Origin of the sequence: Thalassorhabdus alkalitolerans (assembly GCF_042656525.1) — a bacterium.
In the GTDB taxonomy this organism is placed as follows: domain Bacteria; phylum Bacillota; class Bacilli; order Bacillales; family Marinococcaceae; genus Thalassorhabdus; species Thalassorhabdus alkalitolerans.
Map to the genome: position 1 here is coordinate 113,550 of NZ_JBHSOZ010000002.1, position 16,653 is coordinate 130,202.

The 16,653-nt window shown below is 43.8% G+C and carries 19 protein-coding genes; 1 reads left to right on the plus strand and 18 read right to left on the minus strand.

The genetic code is table 11. The features are described 5' to 3' along the window. Window positions 1–197: 197 nt before the first annotated feature. Together rpoN and ACFPU1_RS00600 are read right to left on the minus strand one after the other, a co-directional pair. A complete protein-coding gene (gene rpoN, locus ACFPU1_RS00595) occupies window positions 198–1,550 on the minus strand; it encodes an RNA polymerase factor sigma-54 (RefSeq protein ID WP_385937274.1) in 1,353 nt (450 codons plus the stop codon). Window positions 1,551–1,851: 301 nt separating this feature from the next. After that, window positions 1,852–2,133, minus strand: coding sequence for an amphi-Trp domain-containing protein (locus ACFPU1_RS00600; RefSeq protein ID WP_054636838.1), 282 nt, complete (start codon window positions 2,131–2,133; stop codon window positions 1,852–1,854). A gap of 400 nt (window positions 2,134–2,533) precedes the next feature. Between ACFPU1_RS00600 and clpP the strand changes: the two genes are divergently transcribed. Further along, window positions 2,534–3,121 carry an ATP-dependent Clp endopeptidase proteolytic subunit ClpP gene (gene clpP / locus ACFPU1_RS00605; RefSeq protein ID WP_054636837.1) on the plus strand — a complete coding sequence of 196 codons (588 nt, stop codon included), beginning with the start codon at window positions 2,534–2,536 and terminating at the stop codon, window positions 3,119–3,121. A gap of 331 nt (window positions 3,122–3,452) precedes the next feature. Here the strand turns inward: clpP and ACFPU1_RS00610 are convergent, their stop codons facing one another. From ACFPU1_RS00610 to ACFPU1_RS00685, 16 genes are all read right to left on the minus strand, one after another. Next, window positions 3,453–3,710: an HPr family phosphocarrier protein gene (locus ACFPU1_RS00610; protein WP_054636835.1), complete on the minus strand. Its 258-nt coding sequence runs from the start codon at window positions 3,708–3,710 to the stop codon at window positions 3,453–3,455. A gap of 82 nt (window positions 3,711–3,792) precedes the next feature. Continuing rightward, complete coding sequence (whiA, locus tag ACFPU1_RS00615) at window positions 3,793–4,749, minus strand: DNA-binding protein WhiA (RefSeq protein WP_054636834.1); 957 nt, start codon at window positions 4,747–4,749, stop codon at window positions 3,793–3,795. Window positions 4,750–4,826: 77 nt separating this feature from the next. Beyond that, the gene (locus tag ACFPU1_RS00620) at window positions 4,827–5,771 is read right to left on the minus strand and encodes a gluconeogenesis factor YvcK family protein (protein WP_054636833.1); all 945 of its coding nucleotides are present in this window, start codon (window positions 5,769–5,771) and stop codon (window positions 4,827–4,829) included. After that, window positions 5,768–6,658 (minus strand): RNase adapter RapZ, encoded by an 891-nt coding sequence (gene rapZ, locus ACFPU1_RS00625; protein ID WP_385937280.1) that lies wholly within the window; start codon window positions 6,656–6,658, stop codon window positions 5,768–5,770. The genes ACFPU1_RS00620 and rapZ overlap by 4 nt, the downstream gene beginning before the upstream one ends. 39 nt (window positions 6,659–6,697) lie before the next feature. Beyond that, window positions 6,698–7,180: an NUDIX hydrolase gene (locus ACFPU1_RS00630; RefSeq protein ID WP_385937283.1), complete on the minus strand. Its 483-nt coding sequence runs from the start codon at window positions 7,178–7,180 to the stop codon at window positions 6,698–6,700. Between the two features lie 183 nt (window positions 7,181–7,363). Further along, entirely contained in the window at window positions 7,364–7,630 is a 267-nt protein-coding gene (locus tag ACFPU1_RS00635; protein WP_385937286.1) for a hypothetical protein, read from the minus strand. Window positions 7,631–7,809: 179 nt separating this feature from the next. Then, entirely contained in the window at window positions 7,810–8,757 is a 948-nt protein-coding gene (gene trxB / locus ACFPU1_RS00640; protein ID WP_385937289.1) for a thioredoxin-disulfide reductase, read from the minus strand. Between the two features lie 124 nt (window positions 8,758–8,881). Next, complete coding sequence (locus ACFPU1_RS00645) at window positions 8,882–9,940, minus strand: tetratricopeptide repeat protein (protein WP_385937292.1); 1,059 nt, start codon at window positions 9,938–9,940, stop codon at window positions 8,882–8,884. Window positions 9,941–10,102: 162 nt separating this feature from the next. Beyond that, a complete protein-coding gene (hisIE, locus tag ACFPU1_RS00650) occupies window positions 10,103–10,729 on the minus strand; it encodes a bifunctional phosphoribosyl-AMP cyclohydrolase/phosphoribosyl-ATP diphosphatase HisIE (protein ID WP_385937295.1) in 627 nt (208 codons plus the stop codon). Next, window positions 10,726–11,484 carry an imidazole glycerol phosphate synthase subunit HisF gene (gene hisF / locus ACFPU1_RS00655; protein WP_100400197.1) on the minus strand — a complete coding sequence of 253 codons (759 nt, stop codon included), beginning with the start codon at window positions 11,482–11,484 and terminating at the stop codon, window positions 10,726–10,728. Before hisF ends, hisIE begins: the two co-directional genes overlap by 4 nt. Then, window positions 11,484–12,218, minus strand: coding sequence for a 1-(5-phosphoribosyl)-5-[(5-phosphoribosylamino)methylideneamino]imidazole-4-carboxamide isomerase (gene hisA / locus ACFPU1_RS00660; protein ID WP_385937298.1), 735 nt, complete (start codon window positions 12,216–12,218; stop codon window positions 11,484–11,486). The genes hisF and hisA overlap by 1 nt, the downstream gene beginning before the upstream one ends. Next, complete coding sequence (gene hisH / locus ACFPU1_RS00665; RefSeq protein ID WP_385937301.1) at window positions 12,211–12,855, minus strand: imidazole glycerol phosphate synthase subunit HisH; 645 nt, start codon at window positions 12,853–12,855, stop codon at window positions 12,211–12,213. The genes hisA and hisH overlap by 8 nt, the downstream gene beginning before the upstream one ends. Before the next feature lie 70 nt (window positions 12,856–12,925). Next, window positions 12,926–13,516, minus strand: coding sequence for an imidazoleglycerol-phosphate dehydratase HisB (gene hisB, locus ACFPU1_RS00670; RefSeq protein ID WP_385937303.1), 591 nt, complete (start codon window positions 13,514–13,516; stop codon window positions 12,926–12,928). Continuing rightward, window positions 13,509–14,789, minus strand: a complete 1,281-nt coding sequence (hisD, locus tag ACFPU1_RS00675; RefSeq protein ID WP_385937306.1) for a histidinol dehydrogenase — start codon at window positions 14,787–14,789, stop codon at window positions 13,509–13,511. Before hisD ends, hisB begins: the two co-directional genes overlap by 8 nt. Beyond that, a complete protein-coding gene (hisG, locus tag ACFPU1_RS00680) occupies window positions 14,786–15,424 on the minus strand; it encodes an ATP phosphoribosyltransferase (protein WP_385937309.1) in 639 nt (212 codons plus the stop codon). Before hisG ends, hisD begins: the two co-directional genes overlap by 4 nt. Then, complete coding sequence (locus ACFPU1_RS00685; protein WP_385937312.1) at window positions 15,417–16,604, minus strand: ATP phosphoribosyltransferase regulatory subunit; 1,188 nt, start codon at window positions 16,602–16,604, stop codon at window positions 15,417–15,419. The genes hisG and ACFPU1_RS00685 overlap by 8 nt, the downstream gene beginning before the upstream one ends. Window positions 16,605–16,653: the final 49 nt, after the last annotated feature.

Sequence of the window (16,653 nt, forward strand, 5' to 3'; positions counted from 1 at the left end):
AACTCGGCTTTTTAAAAAAACTTTCAAGCTTATTATGCCCCTATATAAAAACAATAAACATAGATGGGTATAAAAAGGTATTATATCATATGTTTTCCTGAAGATAATGTGAAGAGTTATCCAGATCCGCAGGAGCAAATGTCCAGCCTGTTCAACAATTCAACAAACAAAAAAAGCCGGCCTTCTCTCAGCCAGCTCTATGCATATCGTTTCCTTTTGGAGGAAGACAGGATGTTAAGTTCATCTCTATATTTCGCCACTGCTCTTCTTGATATGGTAATTCCCTTCTCACTCTTAAGGGCATCGACCATTTTCTGGTCAGATAGAGGCTTTTTCTTGTCTTCCCTTTCGACCATTTCACGGATAAATGATTTAATCACAAAAGCAGACGTCTCTGCCCCACTCCCATTTTCAATTTTAGAAGTGAAAAAGTATTTTAACTCAAACAGTCCGTGAGGAGTCTGCATGTACTTATTAGTGGTTGTCCGTGATACTGTAGATTCATGGACTTCAGCCATTTCTGCGACATCACGCAGCGTCATCGGCTTTAGATAGGAAGGTCCTTTTTCAAAAAAGTCCTGCTGATAAGAAAGGATTGCTTCACTTATACTGCGCAGCGACTGCTGACGCTGATCAATGCTTTTTAAGAGCCACATCAGCTGTTTATATTTTCTCATGGCATAGTCTGAAGCTTCGTCATTGCTTTTGCCTTCAAGAAGGTGACGGTAATGCTTATTTAATCTGATACGAGGAAGCCCGTCATCATTTAAAATAACCATATATTCTCCGCCGCTTCTTTTTTCAATGAATACATCAGGGACGATATGGCCGGGGTGCTCCCCTCCGAAATTAGCTCCTGGACGCGGCTCCAGCTTTTGAATAAAATCATAAACCTCCTGGATTTCCTCAAGGGAAACGAGCGTTTCCTTAGAAATATCCTTCCATTTCCTTTCAGCTAACTTTTCGAGATGGTGCTCAACAAGGGTTTCAGCCAGTTTATGTCTTGGCTCCAGCCTTTGAAGCTGTATTAAGAGACATTCTTTTAGTGACCTCGCACCTATTCCTGCCGGTTCCAGTGATTGCAGGAGCATTACGCCTTCTTCATATTCTTCTTCGGTAACAGAAAACGATTCAGCTGCCTCTTCAAAGGTTGCTTTTAGATAGCCGTCTTCTCCTATGTTTCTGGCTAAGTAATTCAGCAGTTTCTCCTTTTGACCGCTCAACGGCATCAGTCTGATTTCTTCCTGCACATAATCAGACAGCTTATTTGCTGATTCGGGAATTCTATCAAAGGGGGAAGTGTATTCCCGCTCTTCTTTCTCATGGTACTCTTCATGGTCATCCTGCCAGAGGACAGGCATTTCCAAATTGGGCTGTTCTTTCTCTTTTGCTTCCATCAAATCGATGAGGGGGTTATCTAATGCCTGTTCTTCTAAATACTCAGACAGCTCCATCGTAGAGTATTGCAGCAGTGATATAGCCTGCCTTAATTCCTGCGTCATCATAAGCTTCATTGTCTGCTGTTGGAACAAGCCCATTTCTAAGTTCATAGAATAGCTCCTCCCTTCTAAGCACTTAAATGAAAGCGCTTTCCTAAATTAATACTATGTGAACGAGTTTGTCTGTATTTCCTGGATAATTGTCGAAAAATTAAAATTAATTCCTCTTCTATAATACTTTATTATGTTATGAATTGAAATAGCTTTTAAATAATATCTTTTTTCTTCTGTTTCTGACAATCTTTTTTAAAAAGAGCCGCTTCCCTTTACAACCTTTACTCTTTAAACAAAGAAGAACAGGGAAAAGTACGCGCCTTTTTCCCTGCCGGCTTATTCCTATTACTTTCAGCTGCTAACGGATGCGGAGTTTCGGATCCTCGCTGTCATCTCCTTCTATCCACTCTAGTTCAAACTCAAAGGAATGCTTTTTCCCTTTTTGAGTATATTCTATTTCGTAGGTCACATTTTTAGCCGGGCGTAAGGAAACTTCTTCATCGTCTTGAATAAAGGAACATTCTCCATTTTCCCGAAGCTTCGCTGCCACATTCTCAAAAAAACGAGCAGCTTCCTCCAAGCTTTGTTTTTCCTTGTGCTTAAACAACAATTGTTTCTCCAGCCGTTCTTGTCCGAACATGATGCAACCCCCCCATAGAACTAGTAAAAGAATATTAAAACCAAAAATTAAAGCGCTTTCAATTATATTATAAAGGAATTGCACGGGAAAGGCGAGAGCACGAGGTAGTTTGAAGGGTAAAAAAAACGGTTATGATGGTGGAAGGGATTTGATGAAAGAAAGAGAACCTATTGAGAGGCTTATTTGTAAGCTTCTAAAAAAATCGCTTCTCTGTCAGGCTAGAACAAGGGGAATGATTTGACCTTAGCTGACCTATTAAGGTAAGATGATAATAAGTGTACAGCATACATGGGTAAAGGCTTGGTTTACTTAAGTTACAAAGGGTCAGCACAGCACTTTTGACCAGCCTATGTCAGAACTCAATTTATAATGTTTGTAAAAGAGAAGAGGAGGAATAGTTATGAATCTCATTCCAACAGTAATTGAACAAACAAACCGTGGAGAGCGCGCCTACGATATTTATTCCCGTCTCCTAAAAGACCGTATTATTATGCTAGGCTCTGGGATCGATGATAATGTCTCAAATTCCATCGTTGCTCAGCTTCTATTTCTTGCAGCTGAAGATCCAGACAAAGATATTTCGATTTACATTAACAGCCCGGGCGGTTCCATCACTGCCGGCATGGCTATTTATGACACCATGCAGCACATCAATCCAAAGGTTTCTACTATTTGTGTAGGTATGGCAGCTTCCATGGGTGCATTCCTTCTGGCTGCCGGTGAACCTGGTAAGCGCTTTGCCCTTCCTAATAGTGAAGTCATGATTCACCAGCCTCTTGGCGGAACTCAAGGACAGGCGTCTGATATTGAAATCCATGCGAAGCGTATTCTGCAAATGCGTGAGAAACTAAACCAGATTCTCTCTGAGCGCACTGGGCAACCTTTAGACGTTATTGAGCGCGATACAGATCGCGATAACTTTATGACTGCTGACGATGCCAAGCAGTACGGCCTGATTGATGAAGTTTTGAACAAAGAAAAGAAATAAGTTCTTTGACTGTCGAAAAGGGCATATAGGCCAAGAAAAACCCGGGATAGGGAGTATCCTGGGTTTTTCTATGTTTCCTGAAACAGGCGGCTCACTTGTGTCTCTTTCTGGGAATTTTGGGGCAATGACTCAGCACAACTTGAGAAAAGCAACTTCTCAAGCCCTCGAAGTGAAACGCGGGGAACGATCGCTTGCTTTTGTAGCGATTGCAGGGTGAAAAATGTCCTTATTATGTATCCTCCCACCTCATTATTTGTGAAAACAAAAAGAGCAGCCTCCTCAAAACAGGAAACTCCCCTTTTTACCAGCTATGCCTTTAAATGACTCTTCCTTATTCTTCTTTCAAGATAAATTTCTCAAGGGATTCCATCGCTTCTTCTTCATCGCTGCCGCTTGTTATAAGCTTCACGGTTGCTCCTGTTCTGACCGCCAGGCTCATGATCCCCATAATACTTTTCGCATTCACTTTCTTTTCTGCTTTTTCCACAAAAATATCACATTGAAAGCGATTTGCCTCTTGAACAAATAAGGCGGCCGGCCTAGCTTGCAATCCTGTTTTTAAATTGACATTTACTGTTTTCTCTAGCACCGCCATCTCCTCCATTATTTTATTATCTTTTTTGCTATCGTTTTCATTATTATCCAGCAGAAAAACTGCTTTGTAAGCTGGCTTATACTTTAACTGACTCGCCATTTCTTAGTTTTTCTGCGATTTGGTCAATTTTTCTTAAGCGGTGGTTAATACCCGATTTGCTGACTTTTCCGCTTTGAACCATTTCCCCTAACTCTTTTAAGGTTACATCCTGATGAGCTACTCGAAGTTCGGCTATTTCCCTCAGCTTTTCAGGAAGGTTATCTAAACCGATCTGGTCATCAATAAGCCTGATATTTTCCACTTGCCGCAAAGCAGCCCCAACCGTTTTGTTAAGGTTGGCTGTTTCACAATTCACCAGTCGATTTACTGAATTTCTCATGTCTTTTACAATCCGAATGTCCTCAAAATATAATAATGCTTGGTGGGCCCCGATTACATTTAAAAACTCTGTAATCTTTTCACTTTCCTTAATGTAGAGGATAAATCCTTTTTTTCTTTCTAAACTCTTTGCATCCAGGTAAAATTCCTTCAAGAGCTTTTGAAGGGAGTGGTTATGTTCTTCATAAAATGAAAACACTTCTAAGTGATAAGAGGATGTTTCAGGGTGGTTAATGGATCCCCCCGCCAAAAAAGCGCCTCGCAAATAAGCTCTTTTACAGCATGGTTCCTTCACAAGGTCAGAATCAATAATCCTGGTAAAATGGAAACCTTCTTTCATAATGCCTAAGCTTGTTAACATGGACTGGCTGTCCTCTATAATCCTTACAAGATAGACATTATTTTTCTTAAGCCTCATTTTCTTCCTGACTAGAAGTTCGACTTCAATGTTTCCATATACACGACGGATCAGCTTATAAATTCTGCGGGCGATCGCAGCATTTTCAGTAGAAATATCAAGGGTGACTTTTCTTCCGCTTCCCAATGAAATCGATCCATTCATCCGTACTAAAGCAGCAAGCTCTGCTTTCGCACAGCAGCCATCTGTCTCTAGCTGTGTTAATTCCTTCTTTGTCATAGCCGCAAAGGATGACATGTTTTCACCACCTTCTCGATCCCTTTTCCTTTGTCACGTCTGACCTTATGCCGGAACTGTCTTTTATGCTGCCAGGCTTAAAGCTGGGTTAACAAGGAGCGGGAAACTTTTAACGCGTCATGGCGAAGAAGATGTCCTTCAAACTGTAAAAATTCATCCTTAATAAGGGATAAACCCATCTTTTCAATTCGTTCTTCATCACTAATGACAGGAAAAGCTCCTTCTTTCTTGTAAACGGAAGTGATAGAAGGCGGGATTTCACCCTCGTTCATTAAAACGGTATCTATCACACCTTTGCCTGTATGAGCCTCTATTGTTTCAACATGGTCTCCTGCACTGAAATTATCAGTTTCCCCTGCTTGGGTCATAACATTACATATATAAATCTTTCTTGCCTTGGACTTTTTGATAGAATCAGTGATCCCTGGAACGAGTAGATTTGGCAATATGCTCGTATATAAGCTCCCTGGACCGATTACAATTAAGTCTGCTTCTTCAATCGCTTTAATACTCTCAGACAGGGGGTAAATGGTTTCAGGCGTCAAATACACACGTCTGATCTTTTTCCCTGCCTTTGGAATCTGTGATTCCCCACTGACAATTGAACCATCCATTAGTTCAGCATGTAAAACGATGCTTTGATTCGAGGCGGGAAGAACCTTTCCTCTCACGTTAAGCACAGTGCTCAGCTCACTGATTCCTTTGGCAAAATCGCCAGTAATGGAAGTCATTCCCGCTAGTAACAGATTTCCTAAAGAATGGCCGGAAAGCCCCTTTCCATGATTGAAGCGGTGCTGAAACAACTTTTCAATCATAGGTTCGACCTCCGCCAGAGCCCCTAGAACATTTCTTACATCACCTGGGGGTGGAATATTTAACTCTTTACGGAGCCTGCCGGAACTTCCTCCATCATCAGCAACAGTAACAATAGCGGTTATGTCAACAGGAAAGGTTTTTAAGCCTCGAAGAAGAACAGACAATCCGGTCCCTCCTCCGATGACAACCACGTTTGCTTTCTTCACAACGTACTTTCCTTTCTTTTTTCTATATCCCTATGGCTGCTCCGCACCACATAGTCATTCCCAAAGTGTGCCGCCAAATGCTCAGCAAGTGTGACTGAACGGTGTTTGCCTCCTGTACAGCCGATACTGATGACAACCTGGCTTTTCCCTTCCCGCTTATATTGGGGAATCATATATTCTAAGAGATCTGTCAGCTTTTGGAGAAAATCCTTTGTTTCTTTCCATTTTAACACATAGGAAGATACTTCCTCCTGAAGTCCCGTTTTAGGACGCAGTTGATCAATATAGTGAGGATTGGGCAAAAATCTCACATCAAATACCAGGTCTGCGTCTATAGGGACTCCGTACTTAAACCCAAAAGACATAAAGTTTACAGTAAAAGGGTGGTTCTCAGGAGTTGAAAAAGAGTCAATGATCTTTTCCCGCAGCTCTCTGGGCTTTAAATCATTCGTATCAATAATCTGGCGTGCCCGGCCTTTTAATTCTTCAAGCATTTGTCTTTCATTTTTAATGCCTTCAAGGGGCAGTCCTTTTGGAGCCAGAGGATGCGATCTTCTCGTTTCCTTATAGCGCTGGACAAGAGTATTATCTTTAGCATCGAGGAATAAAATATGGGGATTCAAGTTAGGCTTTTCGTTCAACTTATCAATAGCGTCAAGCAAATGATCAAAGAAATCCCGAGCTCTCAGATCAATGACCAGCGCAACCTTGTTCATGGTGCCTCCTGAGCTTTCAATCAGATCGATAAATTTCGGGATTAACGCGGGAGGCAGATTATCAATACAGAAGTAGCCAAGATCTTCAAAGCTCTGTACCGCCACAGTCTTTCCCGCACCAGACATTCCTGTAATAATCACTACTTGAATATCTTCTTTTTTCTCCTTCACTATGCTTCTCCCCCTCTCCTGCTCCTTACCAACACCCTGCTAGCTGCTCTCTTTTGGGTTCGAATCACTTTGCAAGCGATAAGAAAGCAGCTTAAACTGAGGCGTGTACCGAAAGGTGCCATATAAAACATCTTCATTATTGAGTATATGTTCAAAAATATACCGATCGCCGGGAGCCATAGGGAGTGTTAGAATCTCATCTTTTTCCTTCCATGCGAGCTTCCCTTCTGGCGATTTCCCCAGCATCTCTCCCTCAAATTCTGTTGCCAGGAAAGTAAACATCATCCATTCGGATAGTAACTCATCATCTTCATCTATTATAAGGATCGTAAAGATCCCTTTGATTGCAGGGTTTTTGATATGTAGCCCTGTCTCTTCTCTAAATTCTCTTATTGCTGTTTCTCTTGTTGACTCTCCGGTTTCCATTTTGCCGCCAGGGACTACCCACCAGCCCCTTCTCGGCTTTTGAAGCATCAGCACTTGGCTGCCGTCTTTTAACACACAGTTTGTAACCCGTTGCATGCTCATCACCTCACGTAACTACCCTTCAAGTATACAATTATTCCAGGTTCCCCACAATGCAAAGAAACCAACAATTAAGTGAGCATTTTTAACACCCTTACTAATTCCTCTCTCTTTTCATTCTATTCATCGTTCCTCTCAACCTTTCACGGTGAAAGGAATTCATACGTTCCAGAAATAAGCTTATAAGAATGAAAAAGAGAGCCCTGTCTCAAAAGCTTTCCCAATTTGAACTACATATTTCATAACGTGAAAGAACATGTTCAGCAACAAAGTGACAAGTCGGGCGGATTCTAAAAGAAGACCACGCTTCGGCTCTTGCTTTCCCGTCTGGTCCCTCTGAGAATTCCAGTTGGAATGAAAGTCAAAATCGCCGATTAACGTAGATATTAGCATTCCAGAAATGTCTAACCACCTTGGTACTCCTCTGCCCATACATTTACCAATCACAACCGCTCCTCTTTTCTGTCATTTGGACAAAAAAAGAGCACAGGCTGAAAACCTGTACTCACAAAGATTTATAAAAGGGGGTCAATTACTTATTCTTATCTTACCCTTTTAATGTTTCAAATTTGTTACAAAATCGTTAAGACAGGCTTACGAAAAGGTAAAGTTTCTTCTTTAGCCTTTTAGTTCGCTTTGACGGTTTCTTTTAGCTGCTCTACATAATGCTGAGCAGTTTGTGCAGCTATAGAGCCGTCACCTGTCGCGGTTACAATTTGGCGAAGAGACTTTTCACGAATATCTCCGGCAGCAAAGATACCAGGGATTTTTGTTTCCATTTCCTCATTTGTCTCAATATACCCTTCTTCATTGGTTATACCAAGCTCTTTTACCGCGTTGTTCAGTGGCAGCATACCGATATAAATGAACGCACCATCCGTTTTAAATTCGTAATCCTCACCGGATTCAAGGTTTGTGAGCGTTACACTGCCTACCTTGCCGTTATTATCATTGATCTCTTTCACAATGTGATTCCATTTAAAATCTATCTTTTCGTTAATAAAGGCACGCTGCTGAAGAATCTTCTGGGCACGAAGCTGGTCACGGCGGTGAACAACTGTTACTTTTGAAGCAAAACGTGTTAAATACACGGCTTCCTCTACAGCAGAGTCTCCTCCGCCGACTACAACAATTTCTTTACCTCGGAAAAATGCTCCGTCACAGACAGCACAGTAGGAAACGCCGCGGCCTCCCAGTTCTTTCTCGCCGGGCACTCCAAGCTGTTTATATTCAGCCCCGGTTCCCACAATGACAGAGCGGGCTTTATATTCTTTATTTCCTGCTTTTACGATCTTATATTCTTTGCCGTCAATGATTTCTTTGACATCGCCATAAGCATATTCAGCACCAAATTTTCTGGCATGCTCAAACATCTTGTTTGAAAGGTCCGGACCTAGAATATGACCAAACCCAGGATAATTTTCCACGTCCTCCGTGTTAGCCATCTGGCCCCCAGGGACGCCGCGCTCAAGCATTAACGTACTCATCTCGGCACGTGACGTATAGACAGCTGCTGTCATCCCTGCGGGGCCGGCACCTGCAATAATTACATCATAAATCTTTTCTTCCGTCATACCGATTCTCTCCTTTTCATCCGTACATTTATAACTCGATGATCTCTCATTATTTTATCTGCTGGTTACAAATCCTATCCTACGAAAAGGTTAAAAGGAAGTCCATTAATCTGCTCACGCTTTGTTAGCGAAGAGAAATTCCTGGATCCATATATAAATCACAACGGGCGTCCCCTTTGGACAAAATCCCGTCCTTCATCTTTTCCAAAAGGTCTGCGGCAGCCTGATGCCCCATATGGTCAGCTTGTTCCCACATCTTTTTTGCTAAGGATTCTTTCCCTATTTGATACGCCGTCACCCCATACTTAAAGAAGTAATCCTCATGATCGGGAGCGAACCTTTTTCCCAGGTGCTTAAACCAGCGGTACCCTTCTTCATACTCAGCAAGGTGACAAAAAGTGGCCCCAAGGCGATAAATATGATCTCTATCCATAGGTACAACCTGCTTTAACAAATCAGCTACTTCCTTTGATTCTTCTTTACGTCCCATATCATAATAAAGAAGGGCAAGCTGGCAGATTGCAGGAAGATACTGCTCTTCTTCCAACAGGTCCTTTGTGAAAGCAAGTGCCTCTTCGGAATAACCTTTTAAATGAAGAACATAGGCCAGCTGACTATAGGCGGAGCGAAAGGAAGGGTAATCCGTAATAATATTTTCCAGCAGCTCCTCTGCTTTATTATAATGCCCATCCTTCATATAACGGCACGCTTTTTCGTAACTTAAAATCAATTCATCTTCAATTCCGTCCCGTTCCTGGGATTCTCCTTGATCATGGTCAAGCTTAAGAAGCTCTAAAAGATCTCTTGCATCCTCTGCAAAATCTCCCTCGGAGCAAAATTGAAGATAACTCGTTGCTGCTTCCCTGGCTTTCTCAAACAATCCCTGGTATGCATAATTGTTTGCCAAAAAGAAGTAGCTGTCATACATCGTTGAATCCACATGGTCAAGAACGTGTAAAAGAAGGTCATTTGACTCTTCGTACCTTCCTAGATCTGCTAAAATAGCAGCAAGCTGACATTGAAAAACAGCTTCTTTTGGATTTATATCTATTGCACGGCGCAAATATTTCACAGCCCGGTTAAGCTCTTTCTTTTGATAGGCTCCTACTCCTTTTTTAAAGAAGTATTCCCCGTTTTGTATAAAAGGGATTACTTGTCCCTTCGTCTCTGATGATAATTTCATGCGACTTTTATGACCTCCGTCCACAAAAAATGCAATGTATCAAGTATAGCATTTTCTGTCAACCCAAAAAAGAGGGATAGACGATTGGTCCACCCCTTTTTTTAACAGTTATTTATTTATGTCCATGATTCTTTTCCATGGCTTCTTTCATTGATGAATACTTTAGCCATGGCGGTTTTTAAGCACATCGAGAACACTGTCTATCGGAAGCTTCTGTTCACGGAACAGCACGAGCGTATGATACAAAAGATCTGCTGCTTCCATGCTAAGTTCTTCGGCATCTCGGTTTTTTGAAGCAATGATCACTTCACTTGCTTCTTCACCAACCTTTTTGAGGATTTTATCCACACCTTCAGTAAACAAATAGGTGGTGTAGGCCCCCTCCGGCATTTCGGCTTCACGCCTGGCAATGGTTTCTTCAAGCTGGTTGATGATTGCAAAGCGTTCCGAGGCCTTCTCTGGTACTTCCTTATCCAGCAGGGAATCTGCAAAACAGCTGTAGCTGCCTTTATGGCAGGCCCGCCCCTTAGGATGGACGAGAACCACCAGGGCATCCTGATCACAGTCAAACCTGATGTCCTCTATCGTTTGTGTGTTCCCTGACGTTTCCCCTTTATGCCACAGCTCCTGGCGGGAGCGGCTGTAAAACCATGTTTCTTTTGTTTCAATGGACTTTTCAAGAGACTCTTTATTCATATAAGCCAGCGTCAAAACCTCTTTTGAGACAGCGTCTTGAACAATGGCAGGGATAAGGCCCTTTTCATCAAATGATAGTTCTTCCAGGTTCAACGGACTTCCACTCCTTTTTCACGCAAATGATGTTTCACTTCTTCTACTGAAGTTTCTTTATAATGAAAAATAGAAGCAGCCAAAGCAGCATCCGCTTTTGCTTTTTCGAACACATCGACAAAGTGTTCCTTTGCACCGGCTCCACCAGAAGCAATAACTGGCACGGAAACCACCTCATTAACAGCTTCCGTCAGAGGAAGGTCAAACCCTGCTTTCGAACCATCTTCATCCATACTCGTTAAAAGAATTTCTCCCGCTCCTCGTTTCACTACTTCCCGAGCCCAGTCTTTTACTTCCCAGTCTGTCGGGGTGCGGCCGCCGTGAGTATAAATGCGCCATGATCCAAGTTCCTCATCGTATTTCGCATCGATAGCCACTACAATACACTGAGAACCAAAGTAAGCTGCTCCCTCTGTGATCAGCTCAGGACGGTTGACAGCTGCTGTGTTCAGAGAAACTTTATCTGCTCCTGCACGCAAAATGATTTTCATATCCTCAAGAGAGTTAATGCCGCCGCCGACTGTAAAAGGAATGGCCAATTTCCCGGCCACTTCTTTGACTACTTCTACCATTGTTTTTCTACCTTCATGAGAGGCTGATATATCAAGAAAAACAAGTTCATCGGCGCCCTGCTCATCATAAAAGGCAGCCAGCTCAACCGGGTCGCCGGCATCACGGAGGTCAACAAACTGCACACCCTTTACAACCCGTCCTTCCTTCACATCAAGGCAGGGAACGATTCGTTTTGTGAGCATTATTTCTCCACCTCTCTAACCGCATCTTCAAGCTCTACCTTTCCTGTATACAATGCTTTCCCAACAATGGCTCCGCCGATTCCCTTTTCTTTATACTCAGCAAGCTCTTTAATATCATCCAGGCTGCTGACTCCTCCAGATGCGATTACTTCTTTTCCTGTTGCTTCAGCAAGCTCAGCTATCGCCTTAACATTGGGCCCGGAGAGCATTCCGTCTTTTGAAATATCTGTAAATATAAACGTTTCGGCGCCCTGGGAAGCAAGCTCTTTTCCCAGGTCTACCGCTTTTACTTCCGAGGTTTCCAGCCAGCCGTTTACGGCTACATATCCATCTCTTGCATCGAGTCCGATCGCTACTCTTTCCCCGTATAATGAAAGCATCTTCTGAGCAAACTCAGGATTATTTACCGCTACACTTCCAAGAATCACCCGGTCAACACCATGTTCAAGATAGTACGCCACGTCTTCCTCTGTGCGGATACCGCCGCCGATCTGCACCTTAACATCAAGGTTTTTGGCCACCTCCAGCACGTGATTATCGTTTACTCTTTTCTTCTCTTTTGCCCCGTCAAGGTCTACCATATGTATCCAGGAAGCGCCTGAATCAGCAAAACGCTTCGCCATATCAAAGGGTGAATCTCCGTATACCGTTTCTTTCTCATAATCTCCCTGTAACAGGCGCACGCATTTGCCGCCGCGCATATCAATTGCTGGATAGATTATAAACTTACTCATTTGCGCTCACCTTTCCAGCCACTAAAGCCCCGAAATTTTTTAAAATAGTCATCCCCATTTGACTGCTTTTTTCAGGATGGAATTGTGTCCCCATGACATTATCACGGCCTACTACTGCAGGAACCGGTCCATCATATTCACTCGTTGCAATTAACACCGATTCATCGTCCGTTCTTACTACATAAGAATGGACAAAATAGACATGGCCCGTATTCAGCGATTGAAGAAGGGGGTGATCCGGCTGCTGAAAGGAAACGTTATTCCAGCCCATGTGAGGCACTTTATACTTCGTTCCATCCTCCATCACACCAGAAAAACGACGGACATAGCCTGGCAGCAGATTAAGCCCTTCAGTTTCCCCATTTTCTTCACTTCCTTCAAATAATAACTGCATGCCAAGACAAATGCCCAGCAAAGGCTTCCCATCTTCTGCCCATTCCTTCACAAAACCTGCCTGGCCTTTCGCCTCCAGAATGGTCATAGCGTCTTTAAAGGATCCAACCCCAGGAAGAATCAGGCCATCAGCTTTTTTCAGCTCCTGGATATCCTCTGATAAAAAATACTCAAGCTCGAGCCGTTCCATTGCCTTTGTCACACTGTGCAAGTTACCCATTCCATAGTCAATCACACCGATCATGCTGTTTCATCCTTTCTATGGAAACCTTTTTTCCAGACCTGATTTTCTAATTATAGCGCACCTGACTGTTTTACAGCATGCCTTTTGTGGAAGGAACACCCTTTACCCGCGGGTCAATCATGGTTGCCTCATCAAGGGCCCTTGCCATCGCTTTAAAAATTGCCTCAATCATATGATGAGTATTATGACCATAATGGACGATTACATGAAGGTTCATTCTTGCTTCAAGAGCGAACTTCCATAGAAATTCATGGACGAGCTCCGTATCAAAGGTCCCTACCTTTGCCTGGGGAAAATCAGCGCGAAACTCAAGATGAGGTCTGTTGCTTAAATCGACCACAACTTGAGCAAGCGTTTCATCCATTGGAACAAAGGAGTTTCCATAACGGCGGATTCCTTTTTTATCACCCAGGGCCTCCTTGAATACCTGCCCGAGACATATACCAATGTCTTCAGTTGTATGATGATCATCAACCTCGGTATCCCCTGTTGCTTTTACCGTCAGATCAAAGTGGCCGTGCTTTGTGAAAAGCTCCAGCATGTGAGTCATGAAAGGAACGCCTGTATCAATATCACTTTTTCCTTCCCCATCCACTTCAAAATCTAATTTGATTTGTGTTTCATAGGTGTTGCGTTCAATAGAACCTCTGCGTTCACTCACTTTTCTTCCCCTCCGTTCGAATATCTATGGATCTTGCATGAGCTTCAAGCCCTTCCAGGCGAGCAAGTGCCGTAATATGGGCAGCATCTCTATGGAATGCTTCTTTACTGTATGAAATAATGCTCGATTTCTTGGTGAAATCATCGACATTTAATGGGCTTGAGAATCGTGCTGTCCCGTTCGTAGGAAGCACGTGGTTCGGACCGGCAAAATAATCGCCCACTGGCTCAGGACTGTACTGTCCTAAAAAGATGGCACCCGCATGCTTGATTTTTCCAAGCTGATCATGAGGGTTTAACGTTAAAATTTCGAGATGCTCCGGAGCAAGCTTATTGACTGCAGCTATCGCTTCTTCCATGGTCTCTGTCAAATAGATAGCCCCGTAATCTTTAATAGAGGCTTCCGCAATATCTTTTCTCGGCAGCTCCTTGACCTGGCGCTCAATTTCTGAAGCTGTCATTTGAGCAAGTGTTTCCGAAGGTGTGACTAAAACAGCTGACGCCATTTCATCATGTTCTGCCTGAGAAAGGAGATCGGCAGCTATATACTCGGGGCGTGCTCTTTCATCAGCAAGAACGACGACTTCACTGGGCCCTGCAATCATATCTATATCAACCTGGCCAAATACCGCACGCTTCGCAAGTGCCACAAAGATATTGCCAGGTCCTACTATTTTATCAACCTTCGGCACGGTTTCCGTTCCATAGGCCAGAGCAGCGACAGCCTGAGCCCCCCCGGCTTTCACAATGGTTTTGACCCCAAGTTCTGCTGCAGTGACAAGGACCGCGGGGTTAAGGTTTCCGTTTTTATCAGGTGGGGACGTCATAACGATGTTTTCCACACCAGCGACCTGGGCGGGAATCACGTTCATCATAATCGTGGAGGGGTAAGAGGCTTTTCCTCCTGGAACATACACGCCCACAGAATCAAGAGGAATGATTTTCTGACCGAGCATCGTTCCGTCCTCCTTGGTCACCATCCAGGACTGACGCGTCTGCCTTTCATGAAATTCACGAATGTTAAGAGCTGCCTGTCTCAGCGCCTCCAGAACCTCATCGTCAACCTCATTATAGGCATCATCCATTTCTTCCTTGGTTACAAGAAGATTTTCCAGGGCTGCCCCATCAAACTGCTCTGTCAGTTTTTTTAGTGCTTGATCCCCTTCTTCGCGTACTTGGGCGAGGATGTTGTCTACTGAAGCCTGCTGCGTTTCATTTCCTGTATCCACATCACGTGCCAGGCTTACTTCTTCTGTAACTTTAATGATTCTCACCGCTGCTCTCCTCCCATCACATCCGCGAGTCGTTCCACGAGATCATCAATTTGTTCATCCTTCATCCGGTAGCTGACTGGGTTTACAATCAAACGGGAGGTAATAGGAATCATCGTTTCTAATTCTACAAGACCGTTTTCCTTGAGGGTCCGGCCCGTTGAAACGATATCAACAATCCGGTCAGCTAGGCCCACTAACGGAGCGAGCTCAATTGAGCCGTTTAACTTAATAATTTCCACTTGTTCACCTTGCTCCTTAAAATACTGTGTGGCTAAATTAGGATACTTAGACGCCACCTTCGGATTGATGTCGGATTTCGTATAGCCAGGAAGCCCTGCTACAGCCATGTAACACTCACTAATTTTAAGATCAAGGACTTCATATACATCCCGTTCCTCTTCAATCATCACATCTTTTCCTGCCACCCCTACATCGGCGACCCCGTGCTCCACATATGTTGGAACATCCATAGGCTTGGCAAGGATAAAGCTCATATTTGCTTCAGGCGCTTCCACAATCAGCTTTCTGGAATCATCAAACTCAGGGGGAAGGGCGTAACCTGCCTTACGAAGCAAGTCGGCCGCTTCTTCAAATATCCTGCCTTTCGGCATTGCGACGGTCAGTTGCTCACTCATTGACTCCCTCTCCTTTTTTCTTGCCGATAAAATAAATGACGTCCTCAAAGGTTTCACTTAATTGATCTACACTTTCTACTCCTTGAAGGTCTTGAAGAACAACCTGCTTTCCTTCATTACGGAGGTGCCTTGCCTTTTCTATGGCTTCTCTTCTGCGTTCTTTGCTAAAAATAATGCATGTTTGTTTAGGCTCTTCTTCTGTTTTTCCAAGTGCCTCCACAAGAAGGTCGAGACGAATGCCAAAGCCTGTTGCCTGGGCTGGACGGTTAAATTTCTGCACTAATTCATCATATCGTCCGCCGCTTGAAAGGGGAAAACCAAGCTTGCTTCCATAGCCTTCAAAAACGACACCGGTATAGTAGCTCATATGCATCACTAAATTTAAGTCAAACTTTAAATGCTCGGTCACGCCGTATCCTTCGAGAACTTCCCACAGCTGCTCCAGGTCCTCAAGTGCCTTGGAGGCCTCTCCGTTATACACGATTTCTTTCGCTTCTTCTATTTTACTGTAGCCGCCTCGGAGCTTAAGAAGACCCAGAAGACGCTTTTCATCAATAGAGGAAAGAGGAAGACTCTTGACATGGTGGCGGTATCCTACGTAGTTCTTTTCATATAAGTAACGACGAAGAACGCCTGCCCGCTCCTCGCTGCCTACCACATCAAGCAGGAGGGCATTCACATAGCCAATGTGGCCGACGGCTACTTGAAAGTTTTCCAATCCCGCTTCTTTTAGAGCGGCAATCATTAATGCAATAACTTCACCATCTGCACTTGCCGTGCCATCTCCAACAAGCTCTACACCCATTTGTTCAAACTCTGCCGGGCGTCCTCCTTCACGCTGCTGGGCACGAAACAAATGAGTTTGATAGGAAAGACGCAAAGGGAAAGGCTGATCCTTCAGACTGGAGCCGGCAACTCTTGCAATCGGCGCGGTCATATCAGGTCTAAGAACCAGAGTGTTCCCTTGCTGATCAAGAAGCTTAAACAGCTGCTGGTCTAGTATTGCTGAGGCATCGCCTACGGTATCGTAGTATTCTAACGTCGGTGTCTCTATCGGGCGGTAACCCCAGCGCTCAGTTTCTGCTTCCACCTTTTTGCTTATGTTCCGTTTCGTTTCATAGAAGGCCGGAAGGGTATCTCGCATTCCAAGAGGTTTTTCAAACATAAAGGGTTTGCTCATTTGTGGGTCGCTCCTTTGGGCTGAAGATATTGGTCAGCAGGCTGTGTGA